The 16533-nt window shown below is 71.2% G+C and carries 15 protein-coding genes; 11 read left to right on the top strand and 4 right to left on the bottom strand.

Features of this window, described 5'->3' with window-relative positions; genetic code table 11:
- Window positions 1-303 precede the first annotated feature (303 nt).
- Window positions 304-2400, top strand: coding sequence for a molybdopterin oxidoreductase family protein (locus tag GFH49_RS25220; protein WP_155058370.1), 2097 nt, complete (start codon window positions 304-306; stop codon window positions 2398-2400).
- A 7-nt stretch (window positions 2401-2407) separates the two neighbouring features.
- Here GFH49_RS25220 and GFH49_RS25225 read toward each other — a convergent pair whose 3' ends face one another.
- Together GFH49_RS25225 and GFH49_RS25230 are read right to left on the bottom strand one after the other, a co-directional pair.
- Entirely contained in the window at window positions 2408-2836 is a 429-nt protein-coding gene (locus tag GFH49_RS25225) for a gamma-glutamylcyclotransferase family protein (RefSeq protein ID WP_196218123.1), read from the bottom strand.
- Window positions 2837-3430: 594 nt separating this feature from the next.
- Complete coding sequence (locus tag GFH49_RS25230; RefSeq protein ID WP_155058371.1) at window positions 3431-4048, bottom strand: NADPH-dependent FMN reductase; 618 nt, start codon at window positions 4046-4048, stop codon at window positions 3431-3433.
- Between the two features lie 281 nt (window positions 4049-4329).
- On the opposite strand from GFH49_RS25230, the gene GFH49_RS25235 reads away from it, so the two are divergent.
- The 4 genes from GFH49_RS25235 to GFH49_RS25250 all read left to right on the top strand — a co-directional run bounded on the left by GFH49_RS25235 (window position 4330) and on the right by GFH49_RS25250 (window position 7626).
- Entirely contained in the window at window positions 4330-4851 is a 522-nt protein-coding gene (locus GFH49_RS25235) for a GVDTG sorting domain-containing protein (protein WP_155058372.1), read from the top strand.
- Window positions 4852-4967: 116 nt separating this feature from the next.
- A complete protein-coding gene (locus tag GFH49_RS25240; RefSeq protein WP_230396482.1) occupies window positions 4968-5627 on the top strand; it encodes a class F sortase in 660 nt (219 codons plus the stop codon).
- A 164-nt stretch (window positions 5628-5791) separates the two neighbouring features.
- Window positions 5792-6946, top strand: coding sequence for a polyprenyl synthetase family protein (locus GFH49_RS25245; RefSeq protein WP_155058373.1), 1155 nt, complete (start codon window positions 5792-5794; stop codon window positions 6944-6946).
- Window positions 6943-7626 carry a biliverdin-producing heme oxygenase gene (locus GFH49_RS25250; protein WP_155058374.1) on the top strand — a complete coding sequence of 228 codons (684 nt, stop codon included), beginning with the start codon at window positions 6943-6945 and terminating at the stop codon, window positions 7624-7626. The genes GFH49_RS25245 and GFH49_RS25250 overlap by 4 nt, the downstream gene beginning before the upstream one ends.
- Here the strand turns inward: GFH49_RS25250 and GFH49_RS25255 are convergent.
- On the bottom strand, window positions 7583-8368 hold the full coding sequence (locus tag GFH49_RS25255; RefSeq protein WP_155058375.1) for a sulfite exporter TauE/SafE family protein: 786 nt from the start codon (window positions 8366-8368) through the stop codon (window positions 7583-7585). The two genes, GFH49_RS25250 and GFH49_RS25255, sit on opposite strands and share 44 nt — an antisense overlap.
- Before the next feature lie 327 nt (window positions 8369-8695).
- On the opposite strand from GFH49_RS25255, the gene GFH49_RS25260 reads away from it, so the two are divergent.
- The 4 genes from GFH49_RS25260 (at window position 8696) to GFH49_RS25275 (ending at window position 13566) form a co-directional block, all read left to right on the top strand.
- On the top strand, window positions 8696-9913 hold the full coding sequence (locus GFH49_RS25260) for an NAD(P)/FAD-dependent oxidoreductase (protein ID WP_155058376.1): 1218 nt from the start codon (window positions 8696-8698) through the stop codon (window positions 9911-9913).
- Window positions 9910-12507: a nitrite reductase large subunit NirB gene (gene nirB / locus GFH49_RS25265; RefSeq protein WP_155058377.1), complete on the top strand. Its 2598-nt coding sequence runs from the start codon at window positions 9910-9912 to the stop codon at window positions 12505-12507. Before GFH49_RS25260 ends, nirB begins: the two co-directional genes overlap by 4 nt.
- The gene (gene nirD, locus GFH49_RS25270) at window positions 12504-12854 is read left to right on the top strand and encodes a nitrite reductase small subunit NirD (RefSeq protein ID WP_155058378.1); all 351 of its coding nucleotides are present in this window, start codon (window positions 12504-12506) and stop codon (window positions 12852-12854) included. The genes nirB and nirD overlap by 4 nt, the downstream gene beginning before the upstream one ends.
- Window positions 12855-12927: 73 nt before the next feature.
- Entirely contained in the window at window positions 12928-13566 is a 639-nt protein-coding gene (locus tag GFH49_RS25275) for a LysE family translocator (RefSeq protein WP_155058379.1), read from the top strand.
- On the opposite strand, the gene GFH49_RS25280 is transcribed toward GFH49_RS25275, so the two are convergent.
- Window positions 13535-14497, bottom strand: coding sequence for an oxidoreductase (locus GFH49_RS25280; RefSeq protein ID WP_155058380.1), 963 nt, complete (start codon window positions 14495-14497; stop codon window positions 13535-13537). The genes GFH49_RS25275 and GFH49_RS25280 overlap by 32 nt on opposite strands.
- A gap of 210 nt (window positions 14498-14707) precedes the next feature.
- Here GFH49_RS25280 and GFH49_RS25285 point away from each other — a divergent pair, with 210 nt between their 5' ends.
- Together GFH49_RS25285 and GFH49_RS25290 are read left to right on the top strand one after the other, a co-directional pair.
- Window positions 14708-15868, top strand: a complete 1161-nt coding sequence (locus GFH49_RS25285; protein WP_155058381.1) for an alkaline phosphatase PhoX — start codon at window positions 14708-14710, stop codon at window positions 15866-15868.
- Window positions 15869-16116: 248 nt separating this feature from the next.
- Complete coding sequence (locus GFH49_RS25290; protein WP_155058382.1) at window positions 16117-16530, top strand: excalibur calcium-binding domain-containing protein; 414 nt, start codon at window positions 16117-16119, stop codon at window positions 16528-16530.
- Window positions 16531-16533: the final 3 nt, after the last annotated feature.

Raw genomic sequence — 16533 nt, forward strand, 5'->3', positions numbered from 1 at the left:
TCGATATATCGAACGCCATGCGAGTTCACTGACCGCGACACCGCGGTGCGGTGGCGGCCCGTCTGCTTTCGCATTCAACGTAGATCGCAACACCGGCAAAACAAGGCACACGAGTCGACTGCTAGCACTTCGACAGCTGTTGTATAGGAAGACGACAGGAACCTCACGGCTGACACTTGCGGCGCCTCCCGCCCGACGCTTCCGCCGCCTCACGCCGCCCGAGCCCGCGCGGGGAGGTCCCCGTGCCTGTCGTGTAACGGGACACGTTGCGGTGCGTAACACGTGCGACGCAGGCTGGACGGTATGCAGAACACCGTGACGCCCACCCACTGCCCGTACTGCGCCCTGCAGTGCGGAATGAATCTCACGCCCGAGCAGGACGGGGGCGTCACGGTGGTCGAGCGCCCGGACTTCCCGGTGAACCGGGGCGCGCTGTGCGGCAAGGGCCGTACCGCGCCCGCGGTGCTGTCATCGAGCGTCCGCCTGACCTCCCCGCTCGTCCGGAACGCCGGTGTCCTTAAGCCCGCCACCTGGGACGAGGCGCTCGGCCGGATCGCCGAGGGGCTGTCCCGCACGCGCGCGGAACATGGTCCGGACGCGTGCGGGGTCTTCGGCGGCGGCGGACTGACCAACGAGAAGGCGTACACACTCGGCAAGTTCGCGCGGGTGGTGCTGGGCACCTCCCAGATCGACTACAACGGGCGCTTCTGCATGTCCTCGGCGGCAGCCGCGGGCACGAAGGCGTTCGGTCTCGACCGCGGGCTCCCCTTCCCCCTGGAGGACATCCCGAAGACCGGCTGCGTGATCCTCGTCGGCTCGAACCTCGCGGAGACGATGCCGCCGTCACTGCGGTTCTTCACCGAGCTGCGTGAGAACGGCGGCACGCTGATCGTCATCGACCCGCGCCGCACGAAGACCGCCGAGCAGGCGGACCTGCACCTGGCGCCCCGCCCCGGCACCGACCTCGCGCTCGCCCTCGGGCTGCTGCACCTGGTCGTCGCCGAGGGCAGGGTGGACGAGGAGTACATCCGCGAGCGCACGACCGGCTGGGAGGACGCGCGGGCCGCCGCGATGGCCCACTGGCCGGAGTACGTGGAGCGGATCACCGGCGTCCACGTGCCCCAACTCCGCGAAGCCGTACGGATGTTCTGCGAGCCCGAGGCCGCGATGGTGCTGACCGCGCGCGGACCCGAGCAGCAGTCCAAGGGCACCGACACGGTGGGCGCGTGGATCAACCTGTGCCTGGCGACCGGGCGGGCCGGCCGCCCGCTGTCCGGGTACGGCTGTCTGACCGGGCAGGGCAACGGACAGGGCGGACGCGAACACGGCCAGAAGGCCGACCAGCTGCCCGGCTACCGCAAGCTGACCGACCCGGCGGCGCGGCAGCATGTGGCGGAGGTGTGGGGCGTGGACCCGGACTCGCTGCCGGGGCCGGGGCGCAGTGCGTACGAGTTGCTGGACGCGCTGGGCACGGATATCCGGGCGTTGCTGCTGATGGGCTCGAACCCGGTGGTGTCGGCGCCGCGGGCCGCGCATGTCGAGGAGCGCATCAAGTCGCTGGAGTTCCTCGCGGTGTGCGATGTCGTGCTGTCGGAGACGGCGGCACTCGCGGACGTGGTCCTGCCGGTCACCCAGTGGGCGGAGGAGACGGGCACCACGACCAACCTGGAGGGCAGGGTGCTGCTGCGTCGCCAGGCGATCACCCCGCCGGACGGCATCCGCAGCGACCTCGACGTGATGCACGAACTGGCCGACCGGCTCGGTGTGGAGAAGGGCTTCCCGACCGACCCCGAGGAGGTCTTCGAGGAGCTGCGCCGGGCGAGCGCGGGCGGCCCCGCGGACTACTCCGGCATCACCTACCGCAGGCTGGTGGAGGAGAACGGGGTGTTCTGGCCGTGTCCCATCCCGGCGGACACCGCTGCCGCCGCCGGCGACCACCCCGGCACCCCCCGCCTCTTCCTCGACCGCTTCGCCACCGAGGACGGCCGGGCCCGCTTCGTCCCCGTCTCGCACCGGGCGACCGCGGAGGAGCCGGACGACGAGTACCCGGTCCTGCTGACGACCGGCCGGGTCGTCGCCCAGTACCAGTCCGGCGCCCAGACCCGCCGCGTGGACGAGCTGAACGCCGCGGCGCCGGGACCGTTCGTGGAGCTGCACCCGCGCCTTGCCGAGCGGCTCGGGGCGGCGGAGGGCGACCCGGTGGCAGTGGTGTCCCGGCGGGGCAGGGCGGTGGCCCCCGCGCGGATCACGACGACGATCCGCCCGGACACCGTCTTCATGCCCTTCCACTGGCCGGGCGAGGGCCGCGCGAACACGCTGACGAACCCGGCGCTGGACCCGACGTCGCGGATGCCCGAGTTCAAGGCGTGCGCGGTCCGGCTGGAGACGGTGCAGCCGTAGTCGCCGTTCAGCGCCGGGCGGCGGGCCAGTCGCCGCCCTCGATGAGCGTCCCGCGCGCCCGCAGCCGTACGGCGACCGCGGGCGCCGCGACATACACCCAGGCGCGTACGACGGCGCCGTCCGCGTCCCGCATCACCTCACGTGCGACGCGCTCGTAGAGGCTGCGCGGGTCGCCGGGCCTGTACTCCTCCAACCGGTCCAGGGCGGCGAGGAGTTCGCCGTAGACCTCGGCCCGGGCGGTGACCAGTTCGCCGTACACCACACCGTCGCCGATCTGTTCCACGGCGTACGGATAGCCGGGCCCGTCATACAGCACCGCCCCCGTGAGCCGCCCCGGCTCCTCCGCCTCGGTACGGCCGTGCAGGAAGAGGTCGTGGTTGGGCTCGCCGGGGCGGAGTGTGCCGTAGACGAAGAACGGGAGTCTCGCGGGTCTCACGGACACGATTCTCGCAAGGACGCCGCACGTCGCGCCCGACCTCCGGCATCCAGTGGCGGCTTGGGGTGTGGTGGACGTGGGCTGGTTGTGACGCGCGCTTCTGACACACGGCCCGGCAGCCGATTCGCGGGGCCGCTCAGTCGATGTTCGACGCGGAAGAGCCGGTCGCACAGGCATCCGTGGAGGACGGCGTCGCCGCCTGGTTCGGAAACCAACAGGGTCGCGTCGGCAGCGAGTTCGGGGTGGCCCAGTCGGTGAGGAGACGGTGGGCTCGGCGGCGGGCGAGGGTGACGCTTTGGGGGAACGGGGTGCAGTCAAGGCAGTCGTATCGAAGGGCGCCTTCGATCCCTTGAGGCTCTTTGGGGACGGCCGTGCCAGTCGCCTCCGGCAAGGGCGAGCAGCGCACAACTGGCGCCGCCCTGAGAGCAGTTCGTCACCGACACCGCCCCAAGCTAAGCCGGAGGAGTGCAGCGAGCCCAGGATCGCGGCGCCGAGGGCCGGGTCCGCGGCGACCCGGTGCGGATGGTGACGAGAGAAGTTCGCCTACGGGCCGGGGGTCGTTCTGGAGGGGCGGCTGCCCAATGGCCGGGGCGACTACCCCGTATACGGCCACCGCCCCTTCGCCTCCCGCAACGCCCTCCCCCACCACACCAGCTGATCCAGCATCCCCTTCGCCGCCGCATCCGCCCCGGATGGATCCTTCAGGCGCCCGTCGTCGTCGAAAGAGGCACCCGCGTTGTGGAAGGACACCGTGTCGCGGATCGTCACGGCATGGAGTTCGGCGAAGACCTGGCGGAGGTGTTCGACGGCGCGCAGGCCCCCCGCCAGACCGCCGTATGACACGAGGGCCACCGGCTTGGCACGCCATTCGGTGAAGTGCCAGTCGATGAGGTTCTTGAGGCCGGCCGGGTAGGAGTGGTTGTACTCGGGGGTGAGGACGACGAACGCGTCGGCGGTCGCGAGTTTCGGGGTGACCGTGGACAGTTCGGCGGTGGCCTGCGGGGTCGGGGCGAGGGAGGTCGGGAGGGAGATCTCGGCTACGTCCACGACCTGGGGGACGAGGTCGTCATGGTCCCGGATGCGGTCGAGGAGCCAGTCGGCCACGACCGGGCCGAAGCGGCCGTGGCGGTTGCTGCCGATGACGAGGGTCAGGTTCAGGGGGGCGGTCGGGGTGGCTTCAAGCGTGGCTTCGGGCGTGGACTTGGGCTGCATGCCAGCCAGGCTCTTATCTCAACCTTGCTTGAGGTCAAGGTTCGGCCCGTCGGGCCCTGGTCACCCGTTCACACCCCCGTCCCGCACCCTTCGGGTTCTTTACCGACGGCTGCCGCGCACACGCCGGTGACCTGCTGAAATGTCGGCGCGGGAGGTGTTCGCACCGACCGTTTCACCCCCGTTCACACCATTTCCGGCGCCCGCTCAGGAAGCGCGGCCGGGCTCGTGGCCTTTACCTCGGAAGGGAAACCAAACCACCGTTTGAGGTCGAGGGAGCGCCGATGCGACGTACCGCCCGCCTGCTGCCCGGTGCCGCACTTGCCGTAGCCGTTGTGGGCCTGGGTGGCGTGCCGGCGTACGCGGCGGACGCCGCCGCCCTGGAGGTGTTTCCGTCTTCCGTCATTCCGGGCGGACAGGTCTCGGTGAACACGACGGCATGTGGTGACACGGGCACGGCGGCGGGCGACGCCAGCGCGGTCGGCGCCGGCACGTTCACGCTCGCGCCGAGCAGCCACAAGAAGAACGCCATCGGGCAGTTCAGGGTGCCGCCGAGCGCGCAGCCGGGGACGTACGAGATCGTCGCGACCTGCGCCGGGGACGGCAAGCGGGTCACCGGCGACCTGGTGGTCACGCTGACCTCGGCCCGTGCGCAGGTGTACCCCAGAGGAAGCGTGAAGACGGGGGTCGGCGGCGCTCTGGGCCCCGATCCCGTGCAGACCGCGGCCGGTATCGCGGCTCTGGCCGTCGCCGCCGCGGGCGGTACCTGGCTCCTGCATCGCCGGGCGAGAGGCGACGGGTTCTGACGGACACCTTCCGCTGTCCGTCGGCAGGTACCGCACGTCCCCTCCCCCTCCGGGTCCGACGCCCCTCGCGGCCCGGAGGGGGATCGGGTCCGGTTTCAAGGGGCCAGGAGGCCGGGATGCGCAAGCTGGGCAAAGCCGCCATAGTGAACGCCGCCATGGTGAACGCCGCCATAGCGACCGTGACCGCGACCGCCCTGTGCTCCGGCGCCTGGCTGCTGAGCAGCGGCAGCCGGACGCACGCCCCTCCGCAGCCGACCGCCCGAGAGGCCCGCCAAGCACACGCCGAAGCGTCCGTACCGCAATCCGCCGCATCCCCGCTGCCGCCCTCCCCACCCGACCGCATCCGCATCCCGTCCCTCCGCGTGAACGCCCCTCTCATGGGCCTCAGGCTCACGAAGACCGGCAGTCTCGACGTCCCGCCGGCCGGGGAGAAGAACCTCGCGGGCTGGTACGAGGCCGGTACCACCCCTGGCGAGACGGGCACCGCCATCGTCGCCGGTCACGTCGACAACGCCGACGGACCCGCCGTCTTCTACGGGCTCGGCGCCGTGAAGAAGGGCAGCACGGTGGAGGTGGACCGGCGCGACGGCGGGGTCGCCGTGTTCACCGTGGACGCCGTCGAGGTGTACGCCGCGAAGGACTTCCCCGACAAGAAGGTGTACGGGGCGGCGAACCGGCCCGAGCTACGGGTGATCACCTGCGGCGGGGGCTACTCACGGGCGACCGGCTACCAGGGGAACGTGGTCGTCTTCGCGCACCTGACGGGCAGCCGTTGACACGACCCGTTGACGCGAGCCGTTGACGCGACCCGTTGACACGATTCACTGAATCCGCAAGACGGAAATCGGCTACATTCACATGCTCCGCACACTTATGGCGAAAAGGTGATCTTGACCGGAACCATCCCACCGCCGGACCGTAGCAGTCATCGGAGGTGGATATGGCTGCCACGGTACGTACAGCGAAGACGACCACGGAGACATCCGGAGTCGAAGCAGTGGTGCGGCAGGACGCCGCGCTGCTGGAGGACGACCTGCGGGAGTTCATCGGATCACTGGCCACCGAGGGCACCGGGGACGTGTACGACGCGGCCCTGATCCGTTCCCTCTACGCGCCGGTCGCCGATGCCCTCGGATCCAAGGTGGGACAGGCGGCCCTGCCACCGGCCCCGAACGCACCGGGACACGGCGGGCCTCCGTTACGGCCCTCGATGGTCTACTGGGCCTACCGCAACTACCGCGGCTTCCCGGACGAGACCGGGGACCGGCCCGGAACCGATGCCGCCGACCTCGCGGTGATCCGCCGCACCGCCGTCGCCGTACGCATCCTGCTGAAGGCCGCGGTCGCGCTCGACGACATCCAGGACGGCAGCGACGTACGGTACGGCGAGCCCGCACTGCACCGCACCCACGGGGTGCCGCTCGCCCTCAACACCGGCTCCTGGCTGATCATGGCGGCGCTGCGGCATGCGGCCGATCCGGCGGTGGTGGCCAGCCTCGTCCGCGCGGTGGGCAACGGCTTCACCGGCCAGGCGGCCGACATGTCGACACGGACCGCCCGCACCCGCGCCGAGCTGCTCGCCGCACCGCACGGGGCGCGGGTGCGGTTCTGGGAGTCGGTGGCGGCGCTGAAGACCGGGACGCTCTTCTGGATGCCGCTGGACGCGGCGGTCGCCGGGCTCGGTGTCGTCGAGGACGAGCGGCGCACGCTGGACGACGCCATGCGCCGGCTCGGGCTGGCGAGCCAGCTGTTCAACGACCTCACCGACGTCGTGCCGGAAATCGGTGGCGCCAACACCCACGAGGACTTCGACGGCTTGAGCAACCGGGTCTTGCTGGAGCTGGCCGACTCCGCTCAGCCGCTGCCCGCGCAGGGTGAGCAGCTGAAGGCATTCGTGCTCGGCCATCCGGGACTTCAGCGGTCCCTCCTCGAACTGTCCGCCCAGGCAGTCGAGTTGAAGCGCTCGGCGAAGGAGGCCGTGCACCGGGTGTGCCGTTCGGCGCGCAGTGCGGCGTACTTCGATGTGACGATCGAGCGCAAGGGCCATCTCATCGACCGGCTCCACGAGACGGTCCGGCAGCGGAGTGGCGCGTGACGACGACACCCCTGGACCGCCTGCGGGCCGCCACGCGCGCGTGGCACGACGCCCTGGAGAGCACCGCCTTCGCCACCGCGATGCTGTCCGGAACGCTCCCGCTCGACCGTTACGTCGGCCAGCTCGCCGCCTACCGAGAGGCCCTGGCGGCGCTCGAAGGCGAGCTCTCCCGCGCCACCAGCCCGTGCGTCACGCACGTCTGGTCACCGGACCTTGCCAAACTGCCCTTCATAGAGCGCGACTTGAAGTACTTCAGGCAGTCCGGCGTCAACCCGCCGCCCCAGGCGAGGCCGGCGGGGCGGGCGTTCGCCGAGGAGATACGGCGCACCGCGGCCGCCGACCCCGACGCGCTGCTCGGTTTCCTCTACGTCATGGAGGGCTCCACCCTCGGCGCGCTGCTCCTGCACCGGTACGTCAGCGAGGCCTACCGCCTGACCGTCCCGTACGGCCTGGCCTACTACGGCAGCGGCGACCGTACGCGCTGGGCAAGCTTCACCACCCGTATGAACGAGGCCCTGATGAACGACGCCTGGCTGAACGACGCCCTGCTGAACGAGGACACCCACGCCCGCGTCCTCGCCGCCGCCGACCGCGCCTACCACCACACGGCCTCGATCGCCGAGGCCCTCGCTCCGCCTACCCGAGCCACTGCTCGTACGCCATCCTCGCCACCAGCGTGAAGACGACGGTCAGCAGCACGGCCCGGACGAACCCGCTGCCCTTCTTCAGTGCGGTGTGCGCGCCCACCGTGCCGCCGACCAGGTTGAAGACGGCCATCAGCGCGGCCAGCCGCCAGTACACCGTGCCCTGCCAGGCGAAGGTGGCGAGGGCGCCCGCGTTGGTGCAGCAGTTGACGATCTTGGCGGTGGCGGAGGCGGCGACGAGATCGAGGTGGAGGAGCGCGGTGAGCGCGAGGACGAGGAAGGTGCCCGTGCCGGGGCCGATCAGGCCGTCGTAGAAACCGATGCCGGTGCCCGCCAGCCCGATCGCGGCGAGCACCCGGCGCGGCGAGACCGGCGTGGCCGCGGGGGCGGTCCCGAAGGCGGGCCGGAGGATCACGAACGCCCCGACGCCGACCAGCACCACCATCACGATCGGCGTCAGTACGTCCGTGCTCATCCCGGCGGCCACGAACGCTCCCGCCGTCGAGCCCGCGAGCGCCGCCAGCCCGATCCGCACGGCCAGCCGCACGTCCACCGGAGTCTTGCGGGCGTATGTCACCGCGGCCCCCGCGGTGCCGACGATCGCGACCGCCTTGTTCGTGCCGAGCGCGTACTGAGCGGCCGACGCCGAGTTCGGCAGGCCGAGCAGCAGCGTGGGCAGCAGGAGGAGCCCGCCGCCGCCGACCACGGCGTCGATCCAGCCGGCCGCGAGGGAGGCGGCGCACAGGGCAACGATCGTGGTCAGTGATATGTCGGGCATGATCGCGACCATACGGACGGGATTCGTGCGGCGTCCATCTATTTGAGGGGCATCTGAGACTCGGCCGAACGGGGCGATGGGTTCGTGAGCGGAAGCCAATGGCCGTAAGCCGAAGCCGATGGCCGTAAGCCGAAGCCGATGGTCGTAGACGATGGTCACAGCACCGAAACCGGTGGTCCGGATGGCCTCCCCCACCCCGCCTCACAGCCCGCGACCTGCGCACCGCCGAACCCTCACACACACTCCCGGCCGCCGCTGAGGGCAGCGTTCCTCACGGGAAACAGACGTGATGCGGTCGGGTAACACCGGCACCGCACGCTCAAGGGCATGACCTCGAATACGCGTGTGGTGGTGATCGGCGCCGGCCTCGCGGGCGTACGTCTCGCCCGGCGGCTCGGTGAGCTCGGCACGCCCGCGACGCTGATCGGCGAGGAGGAGCACCGGCCGTACAACCGGGTGCTGCTCGCCGAGGTGCTGGCCGGCCGGTACGCCCCCGAGGTGATCGCCCTGCCCTCCCCCGCCGGGCTGGTCCGGGCCCGGGTCACCGGGATCGATCGCGCCGAGCGGCAGGTGGAGTGCGCGGACGGCTCCAAGATCGATTACGACACGCTGGTCCTGGCGACCGGCTCCAACCCCGTGCTCCCGCCGCTGCGCGGCCTGTTCACCCCCGACCACGAGCTGCCCGAGGGCGTCCACGCGTTCCGCACCATGGACGACTGCCTCGGCCTGTCCAAGGCGGTACGGCCCGGCGTACGCGCGGTCGTCATCGGCGGCGGGCTCCTCGGGGTCTCCGCGGCCCGCGCGCTCGCGGTGCGCGGCGCCCAGGTCGTCCTCGCCCAGCAGTCCGAGCGGCTCATGGAGCGCCAGCTCGACCCGGGCGCCTCGAAGCTGGTGCTGCGGCACCTGAAGGATCTCGGCGTCGAGGTCCACACCGAGTGCCGGGTGCGCGACGTGCGCTGTGTCAACGGCGCGGTCCGCTCGGTCGAGATGGCCGACGGATACGCCCTCGACGCCGACCTCGTCGTCCTGGCCTGCGGGGTCCACCCGCGCGTCGGCCTCGCCCAGACCGCCGGACTCGCCGTGCGCAAGGGCGTCATCGTCGACGACGAACTCCGTACGTCCGACCCGTACATCCGGGCCATCGGCGACTGCGCCCAGCACGACGGCACCCTGTACGGGCTCGCCACCCCGGCCCTCGAACAGGCCGACATACTCGCCGAGTCGCTGGCGGGGGACACCGGCGCCCGCTACACCGGCACCCGTTCGCTGACCCGGCTCACGCTGAACGGGACGGACGCGTTCGACCTCGCCGCCTTCGGCGAGACCGTGCCGCTGCCGGGCGACGACGTCGTCCAGCTCGCCGACGCCACCCGCGGCACCTACCGCAAGGTCGTCGTCCGCGACGACCGCGTGGTCGGCGGCGTACTCGTCGGCGAACTCGGCACCGTCGGCGCCCTCGCCCGCGCCTGGGAGGGAGCAGAGCCGCTCCCGTCGGACGGCGCCCCGCTGCTCCACCTGCTCACCAATGATGGAGGCTCCTCATGACCACGGACACCCCCACGATCGTGCTCGTCGGCCATGGCATGGTCGGCCAGCGCTTCCTCGAAGCGCTGGCCGAGCGCGGCCTGACCGCCACGCACCGCGTGGTCGTGCTGTGCGAGGAGCCGCGCCCCGCGTACGACCGCGTCGCCCTGACCTCGTACTTCTCGGGCAAGACGCCCGAGGACCTGTCGATGACCGACATGGAGTTCATCGAGAAGCACTCGATCGAGCTGCGCGTCGGTGACCCGGCCGAGACGGTCGACCGTTCGTCGCGGACCGTGACCGCCCGCTCCGGGCAGACGTTCGCGTACGACACTCTCGTGCTCGCCACCGGCTCCTACCCCTTCGTGCCGCCCGTCCCGAACAAGGACGCCACCGGCTGCTTCGTCTACCGCACGATCGAGGATCTGCTCGCCATCGAGGAGTACGCGAAGACCGCCACGACCGGCGCGGTGGTCGGCGGCGGTCTGCTCGGACTTGAGGCGGCCGGCGCGCTGAAGGGTCTCGGACTCACCTCCCACATCGTGGAGTTCGCGCCCCGTCTGATGCCCGTCCAGGTGGACGAGGGCGGCGGCGCGGCGCTGCTGCGCACCATCGAGGACATGGGCCTGAGCGTCCACACGGGCGTCGGCACGCAGGAGATCGCGGTCGACGCGGACGGCGCCGTGACCGGCATGAAGCTGTCCGACGGCTCCGAACTCTCCACCGACCTGGTCGTGTTCAGCGCCGGTGTCCGCCCCCGCGACCAGCTGGCCCGGGCCTCGGGACTGACGGTCGGCGAGCGCGGCGGCATCACGGTCGACGAGCAGTGCCGCACGGTGAACGACCCGCACGTCTTCGCGATCGGCGAGTGCGCGCTGGCGGCGGACGGCCGGGTGTACGGCCTGGTGGCCCCCGGCTACGAGCAGGCGGAGACGGCCGCGGCCACCATCGCCGCAGACGAGGCGTCCTTCACCGGCGCCGACCTGTCCACCAAGCTGAAGCTGCTCGGCGTGGACGTGGCGTCCTTCGGCGACGCGCACGGCACCGCCGACGACTGCCTCGACGTCGTCTACTCCGACTCCCGCGCGGGCCTGTACAAGAAGCTGGTCATCGGCCGCGACGGCACACTGCTCGGCGGCATCCTGGTCGGCGACGCGGAGGCGTACGGCACCTTGCGCGCGCTGACCGGCTCGGTCCCGCCGATCTCGCCCGAGTCGCTGGTCCTGCCGGCCGGATCCGGCGCCCCGGCCCAGCTCGGCCCGGCCGCGCTGCCGGACGACGCGATCATCTGCTCCTGCAACAACGTCCGCAAGGGCACGATCCGCGACGCGGTCACCGAGCACAGGTGCACCACCGTGCCCGAGGTGAAGAAGTGCACCAAGGCCGGTACCACCTGCGGCAGTTGCGTCAAGGTCCTCGGCCAGTTGGTCACCGCCGAACTGGAGGCCGGCGGCGTCGAGGTCGACAAGGGCCTGTGCGGCTGCTTCGCGCAGACCCGCGAGGAGCTGTACGAGATCGTCCTCGCCCTGCGCATCAACACCTACCAGGACCTGCTGGACCGCTACGGCCGCGAGAACGCCCGGGGCGGCGACGGCTGCGAGATCTGCAAGCCGGCGGTGGCGTCGATCATCGCCTCCCTCGCCCCCACGATCGGCGCGAGCGGCTACGTCCTCGACGGCGAGCAGGCGGCCCTCCAGGACAGCAATGACCACTTCCTCGCCAACCTGCAGAAGAACGGCTCGTACTCGGTCGTCCCCCGCATCCCCGGTGGTGAGATCACCCCCGAGGGCCTGATCGTCATCGGCGAGATCGCCCGCGACTTCGGCCTCTACACGAAGATCACCGGCGGCCAGCGGATCGACATGTTCGGCGCGCGGGTCGAGCAGCTCCCGCTGATCTGGACCCGGTTGGTGGACGCCGGCTTCGAGTCGGGGCACGCCTACGGCAAGTCGCTGCGCACGGTGAAGTCCTGCGTCGGCCAGACCTGGTGCCGCTACGGCGTCCAGGACTCCGTCCGCATGGCGATCGACCTGGAGCTGCGCTACCGCGGGCTCAGGTCGCCCCACAAGCTGAAGTCCGCGGTCTCCGGGTGCGCACGCGAGTGCGCGGAGGCCCAGTCGAAGGACTTCGGCGTGATCGCCACGGCGGGCGGCTGGAACCTGTACGTCGCCGGAAACGGCGGCGCGACCCCCCGCCACGCGGACCTGCTGGCGCAGGATCTGACGGACACCGAGCTGATCAAGCTGATCGACCGCTTCCTGATGTTCTACATCCGTACGGCGGACCGCCTGGAGCGCACCTCGACCTGGCTGGAGCGGATCCCCGGCGGCCTGGACCACGTACGCGACGTGGTCGTCGAGGACTCACTCGGCATCTGCGAGGAGTTGGAGACCCTGATGGCGGCGCACGTCGCCAACTACCGCGACGAGTGGTCCGACACCATCAACGACCCGGAGAAGCTGGCCCGGTTCGTGTCCTTCGTGAACGCGCCGGACACCCCCGACCCGGTCGTCGGCTTCGTCCCCGAGCGCGACCAGATCAAGCCCGACCTGCCGCTGCTGTCCATCGGCCTGCGCCCCGCCGATGACGTCCTGGAAGGAACCGCCCAGCGATGACCCTGGCCCCCGAGACGACCGATCTGAAGGTCCAACTGCGCCTCGGCGACAGCTGGTTCACCATCTGCGACCTGAACGTCCTGCTGCCGGGCCGCGGCGTGGCGGCCCTGCTGCCGGACGGCCGGCAGGCGGCCGTCTTCCGCGACCGGACGGGCAACCTGTACGCCGTCGACAACCGCGACCCGTTCGGCGGCGCGGCAGTCCTCTCCCGCGGCCTCACCGGCTCCCACCAGGGCCGCCCCTTCGTCGCCTCCCCCCTCCTGAAGCAGCGCTTCGACCTGGCGACCGGGCAGTGCCTGGACGACGACACGGTACGCATCACCGCCTACGAGGTACGCGCCCGGTAGGCCGCGCTTCCGCGGGGGGCCATCCCCTGAATACCGTTGGAAAGGTGCACCTGCCCCGTGCTTGCATGGGCGCATGATGTCCGCCGACCGTCTCCTGGCCTTCGCGGCCATGTCGTTCCTGCTGATCGTCGTCCCCGGCCCGAGCGTGCTGTTCGTGGTCGGGCGGGCGCTCGCGCAGGGACGCCGGGCCGCCCTGACCACGGTGGTGGGGAACACGGTCGGCGCCTATGTGCTGATCGTGGCCGTGGCATTCGGGGTCGGGTCGGTCGTCGAGCGCTCCGTGCTCGTGTTCACCGCGCTCAAGCTGGCCGGTGCGGCCTACCTCGTCCACCTCGGGCTGAAGGCCTGGCGGGAGCGGGGGGCGCTGCCCGCCGCGTTCACGGACGACGCCGGGAAGCACGGGGCGCGGCGCACGTTCTGGGAGGGGTTCACCGTCGGGGTGACCAACCCCAAGACCATCGTGTTCTTCGCCGCCGTACTGCCGCAGTTCGTCGACCGCGACCAGGGCAACGTCGCGGCTCAGATGCTGCTGCTCGGCCTGGTCTTCAACCTCATCGCGCTCGTCTCCGACAGTGTGTGGGGCCTGGTCGCGGCCACCGCCCGGAACTGGTTCGCGCGTTCGCCGCAGCGTCTCTCCCTGGTGGGCGGGGCCGGCGGGCTCACCATGATCGGTCTCGGTGTCACCGTGGCCGCGACCGGGCGGAAGGAGTGACGGAGCGGGGCTTCAGGCCGTCGTACGTCACCCCGGTCAGGTGCTCCGACTCCGTCCAAAGGCGGTCCCCGGCCTTGTCGTTGAGGGTCCAGGGGGCACGCCAGGCGGGCGCCGGTGCGCCTCGCCAGCCCGCGAACGACGGGCCGGTGAAGGAGTCGGGGCGGACCTCGGGCGCTGTCGCGGCGTAGAGGGTGGGCAGCGCTCCGGCGTCCGACGACTGGGCGAAGAAGCGGTTACCGATCCGCATGAAGCGCTCGCTGAGCCTGCGGTCGGCCATCCGGGGGCCGGCGGTCTGCAGGTTGGTCGCCGCGTACCCCGGGTGTGCCGCCGCCGCGACCACGTCCGAGCCGTGCGCCGTCAGCCTGCGCGCCAGCTCGTGCGTAAACAGGAGGTTGGCGGTCTTGGAGCGGGCATACGCGGTCCAACGCCGGTAGCGGTGCTCGCTGTTGAGGTCGTTGATGTCGATGTTGGACGTCGCGTGCATGGTGCTGGAGACGGTCACGACGCGCGCACCGGGCGTGGCCAGCAGCGTGGGCAGCAGCAGTCCGGTGAGCGCGAAGTGGCCCAGGTGATTGACCCCGAACTGGGTCTCGAAGCCGTCCGCAGTCGTCCCGTACGGCAGGGCCATCACCCCGGCGTTGTTGACGAGCAGATCGAGCCGGTCGTACGGATACCAGTGCGCGAAATCCCGTACGGAACGGAGGTCCGCCAGGTCCAGCCGGCCGAACTCCACGTCCGCGCCCGGCGCTTCGGTCACCAGCCGGTCCCCGGCCTCGTGGCCGCGCGCCTCGCTGCGGCAGGCGAGCACCACACGGGCGCCCTTGCGCGCCAGCTCCCGCGCGGTGACGTACCCGATGCCGCTGTTGGCACCGGTCACCACGGCGATGCGGCCGGTCTGGTCAGGGATGTCACTGGCGTTCCAGCCGGGCATGGCGGGGCTCCCTCCGGTGTGCGGACCACATTCAGCCTACGGCGGTGAGGGGCCGGGGCGGCCGTCCGACGCGTACTCTGCCGCCACGGGTTGTCCATGACCTGTCAACCCAGTGGGTCCGAGCGAAGTAACCGCACACCCCTAATGTCCCTCACCGCACGACCCCGCCGCCGATCGGCGGCGGGGCGGTCCGCCACCCTTGGAGCGATTGTGGAACGTCGTACAGTCCTGCGTGCGGCCGTCCTCGGCGGGTCCTCCGCCGTCTTCGGCGGAACCCTCTGGCGCGGTGCCGCACACGCCGCGCCCGCGCAGCCCGGCACCGGCCCGTACGGGGCGCTCGGTTCGCCGGACGCCAACGGCATCAGACTCCCCAGCGGCTTCACCAGCCGGGTGATAGCCCGCTCCGGCCAAGCAGTCCCGGGCACGTCGTACACCTGGCACAACGCCCCCGACGGCGGCGCCTGTTACGCGGACGGCAGCAGTTGGATCTACGTCTCCAACTCGGAGATCGACCCGTCCGGCGGCGTGAGCGCGGTGACGTTCTCCTCGGCCGGCGCGATCACGGGCGCGTACCGCATCCTGTCCGACACCCGCCAGAACTGCGCGGGCGGCAAGACCCCGTGGAACACCTGGCTGTCCTGCGAGGAGGTCTCTCGCGGCTACGTCCACGAGACCGACCCGTGGGGCGTGAACGCGGGGGTGCGCCGCGACGCCATGGGCCGCTTCAAGCACGAGGCCGCCGCCGCCGACCCGGTACGCCAGGTGATCTACCTGACCGAGGACGAGACGAACGGCCGCTTCTACCGCTTCGTGCCGGCCACGTGGGGCGACCTCTCCGCCGGCACCCTCCAGGTCATGGTCGCCGGCTCCGCCACATCCGGCTCCTTCACCTGGGCGGACATCCCCGCCCCGGACGGCTCCCCGACGTCCACCCGCACCCAGGTCTCCGGCTCGAAGTCCTTCAACGGCGGCGAAGGGTGCCACTACGCCGACGACACGGTCTGGTTCACCACCAAGGGCGACAACCGGGTCTGGCAGCTCAACCTGACCGACAGCACCTACGAGCTGGCGTACGACGACTCCCTGGTGACCTCGGGTTCGGCCCCGCTCACCGGCGTCGACAACGTCACCGGTTCCTCCTCCGGCGACCTCTTCGTCGCCGAGGACGGCGGCAACATGGAGATCTGCGTCATCACCCCGGCCGACGTCATCGCACCGTTCCTGCGCATCGACGGCCAGTCCGGCTCGGAGATCACCGGCCCGGCCTTCTCGCCCGACGGCTCCCGGCTGTACTTCTCCAGCCAGCGGGGCACGAGCGGGAGTTCGTCCGGCGGGATCACCTACGAGGTGACGGGGCCGTTCCGGTCGTAGCGACCCCGTCCGGCGGGGGCGTCCGCGCGCCGCGGGCGCCCCCGCGACCGCACCGGGGCCTTCACCGGTTTACAGAACATGGCTCCATGAGCGGAGAGCTACCATCCGGTCACGTCACGTTCGCATCACGGGTCCGGCATTTCGCCACGGCCTAAGCAGCCCCCCAATACTTTCGTCACCTCAAATCCGGCCGATCGCCTCTACGTGATCAGGCATATGGATATCCACGCACATTGAGGGGGTTCTCCATGAAGTCGTTCCGCAGACCTGCCGCCGTGGCCGTCGCCGCGCTGGCGCTGGCCGCCCTGCCCGTCACCGCCGAGGCTCATGACGGCAGCCACCCGTTCGAGAACTGCACCGAGGCGTACGAGAACGGGTACGCCAATATCCAGGAGGGCGACGAGCACTACGGGGAGCACCTGGACCGCGACCAGGACGGCGTCGGCTGTGACAGCCCGCCCGCGGACTTCGTTCCCGCCGAGGACGAGGGCACCGACGGCACCGACGGCGTCGCCGAGGACGCCACGGGGCAGGAGGACACCGGCCTCGCGGCGACCGGCGGCGACAGCGCCACGCCGTACATCGCGGGCGGCGGCGCCGCCGTACTCCTCGCCGGGGGCGGGCTGCTGGTCGCGGTACGCCGACGCCGCGAGGCCCGCTGATCC

The sequence above is a fragment of the Streptomyces blattellae genome, from assembly GCF_009709555.1.
In the GTDB taxonomy this organism is placed as follows: domain Bacteria; phylum Actinomycetota; class Actinomycetes; order Streptomycetales; family Streptomycetaceae; genus Streptomyces; species Streptomyces blattellae.

Excerpts from the sequence above, each read along its gene's own strand:
- GFH49_RS25220 (WP_155058370.1), top strand. The coding sequence starts at position 304 with ATGCAGAACACCGTGACGCCCACCCACTGCCCGTACTGCGCCCTGCAG.
- GFH49_RS25230 (WP_155058371.1), bottom strand. The coding sequence starts at position 4,048 with ATGCAGCCCAAGTCCACGCCCGAAGCCACGCTTGAAGCCACCCCGACC.
- GFH49_RS25235 (WP_155058372.1), top strand. The coding sequence starts at position 4,330 with ATGCGACGTACCGCCCGCCTGCTGCCCGGTGCCGCACTTGCCGTAGCC.
- GFH49_RS25240 (WP_230396482.1), top strand. The coding sequence starts at position 4,968 with ATGCGCAAGCTGGGCAAAGCCGCCATAGTGAACGCCGCCATGGTGAAC.
- GFH49_RS25245 (WP_155058373.1), top strand. The coding sequence starts at position 5,792 with ATGGCTGCCACGGTACGTACAGCGAAGACGACCACGGAGACATCCGGA.
- GFH49_RS25255 (WP_155058375.1), bottom strand. The coding sequence starts at position 8,368 with ATGCCCGACATATCACTGACCACGATCGTTGCCCTGTGCGCCGCCTCC.
- GFH49_RS25260 (WP_155058376.1), top strand. The coding sequence starts at position 8,696 with ATGACCTCGAATACGCGTGTGGTGGTGATCGGCGCCGGCCTCGCGGGC.
- nirB (WP_155058377.1), top strand. The coding sequence starts at position 9,910 with ATGACCACGGACACCCCCACGATCGTGCTCGTCGGCCATGGCATGGTC.
- nirD (WP_155058378.1), top strand. The coding sequence starts at position 12,504 with ATGACCCTGGCCCCCGAGACGACCGATCTGAAGGTCCAACTGCGCCTC.
- GFH49_RS25275 (WP_155058379.1), top strand. The coding sequence starts at position 12,928 with ATGATGTCCGCCGACCGTCTCCTGGCCTTCGCGGCCATGTCGTTCCTG.
- GFH49_RS25280 (WP_155058380.1), bottom strand. The coding sequence starts at position 14,497 with ATGCCCGGCTGGAACGCCAGTGACATCCCTGACCAGACCGGCCGCATC.
- GFH49_RS25290 (WP_155058382.1), top strand. The coding sequence starts at position 16,117 with ATGAAGTCGTTCCGCAGACCTGCCGCCGTGGCCGTCGCCGCGCTGGCG.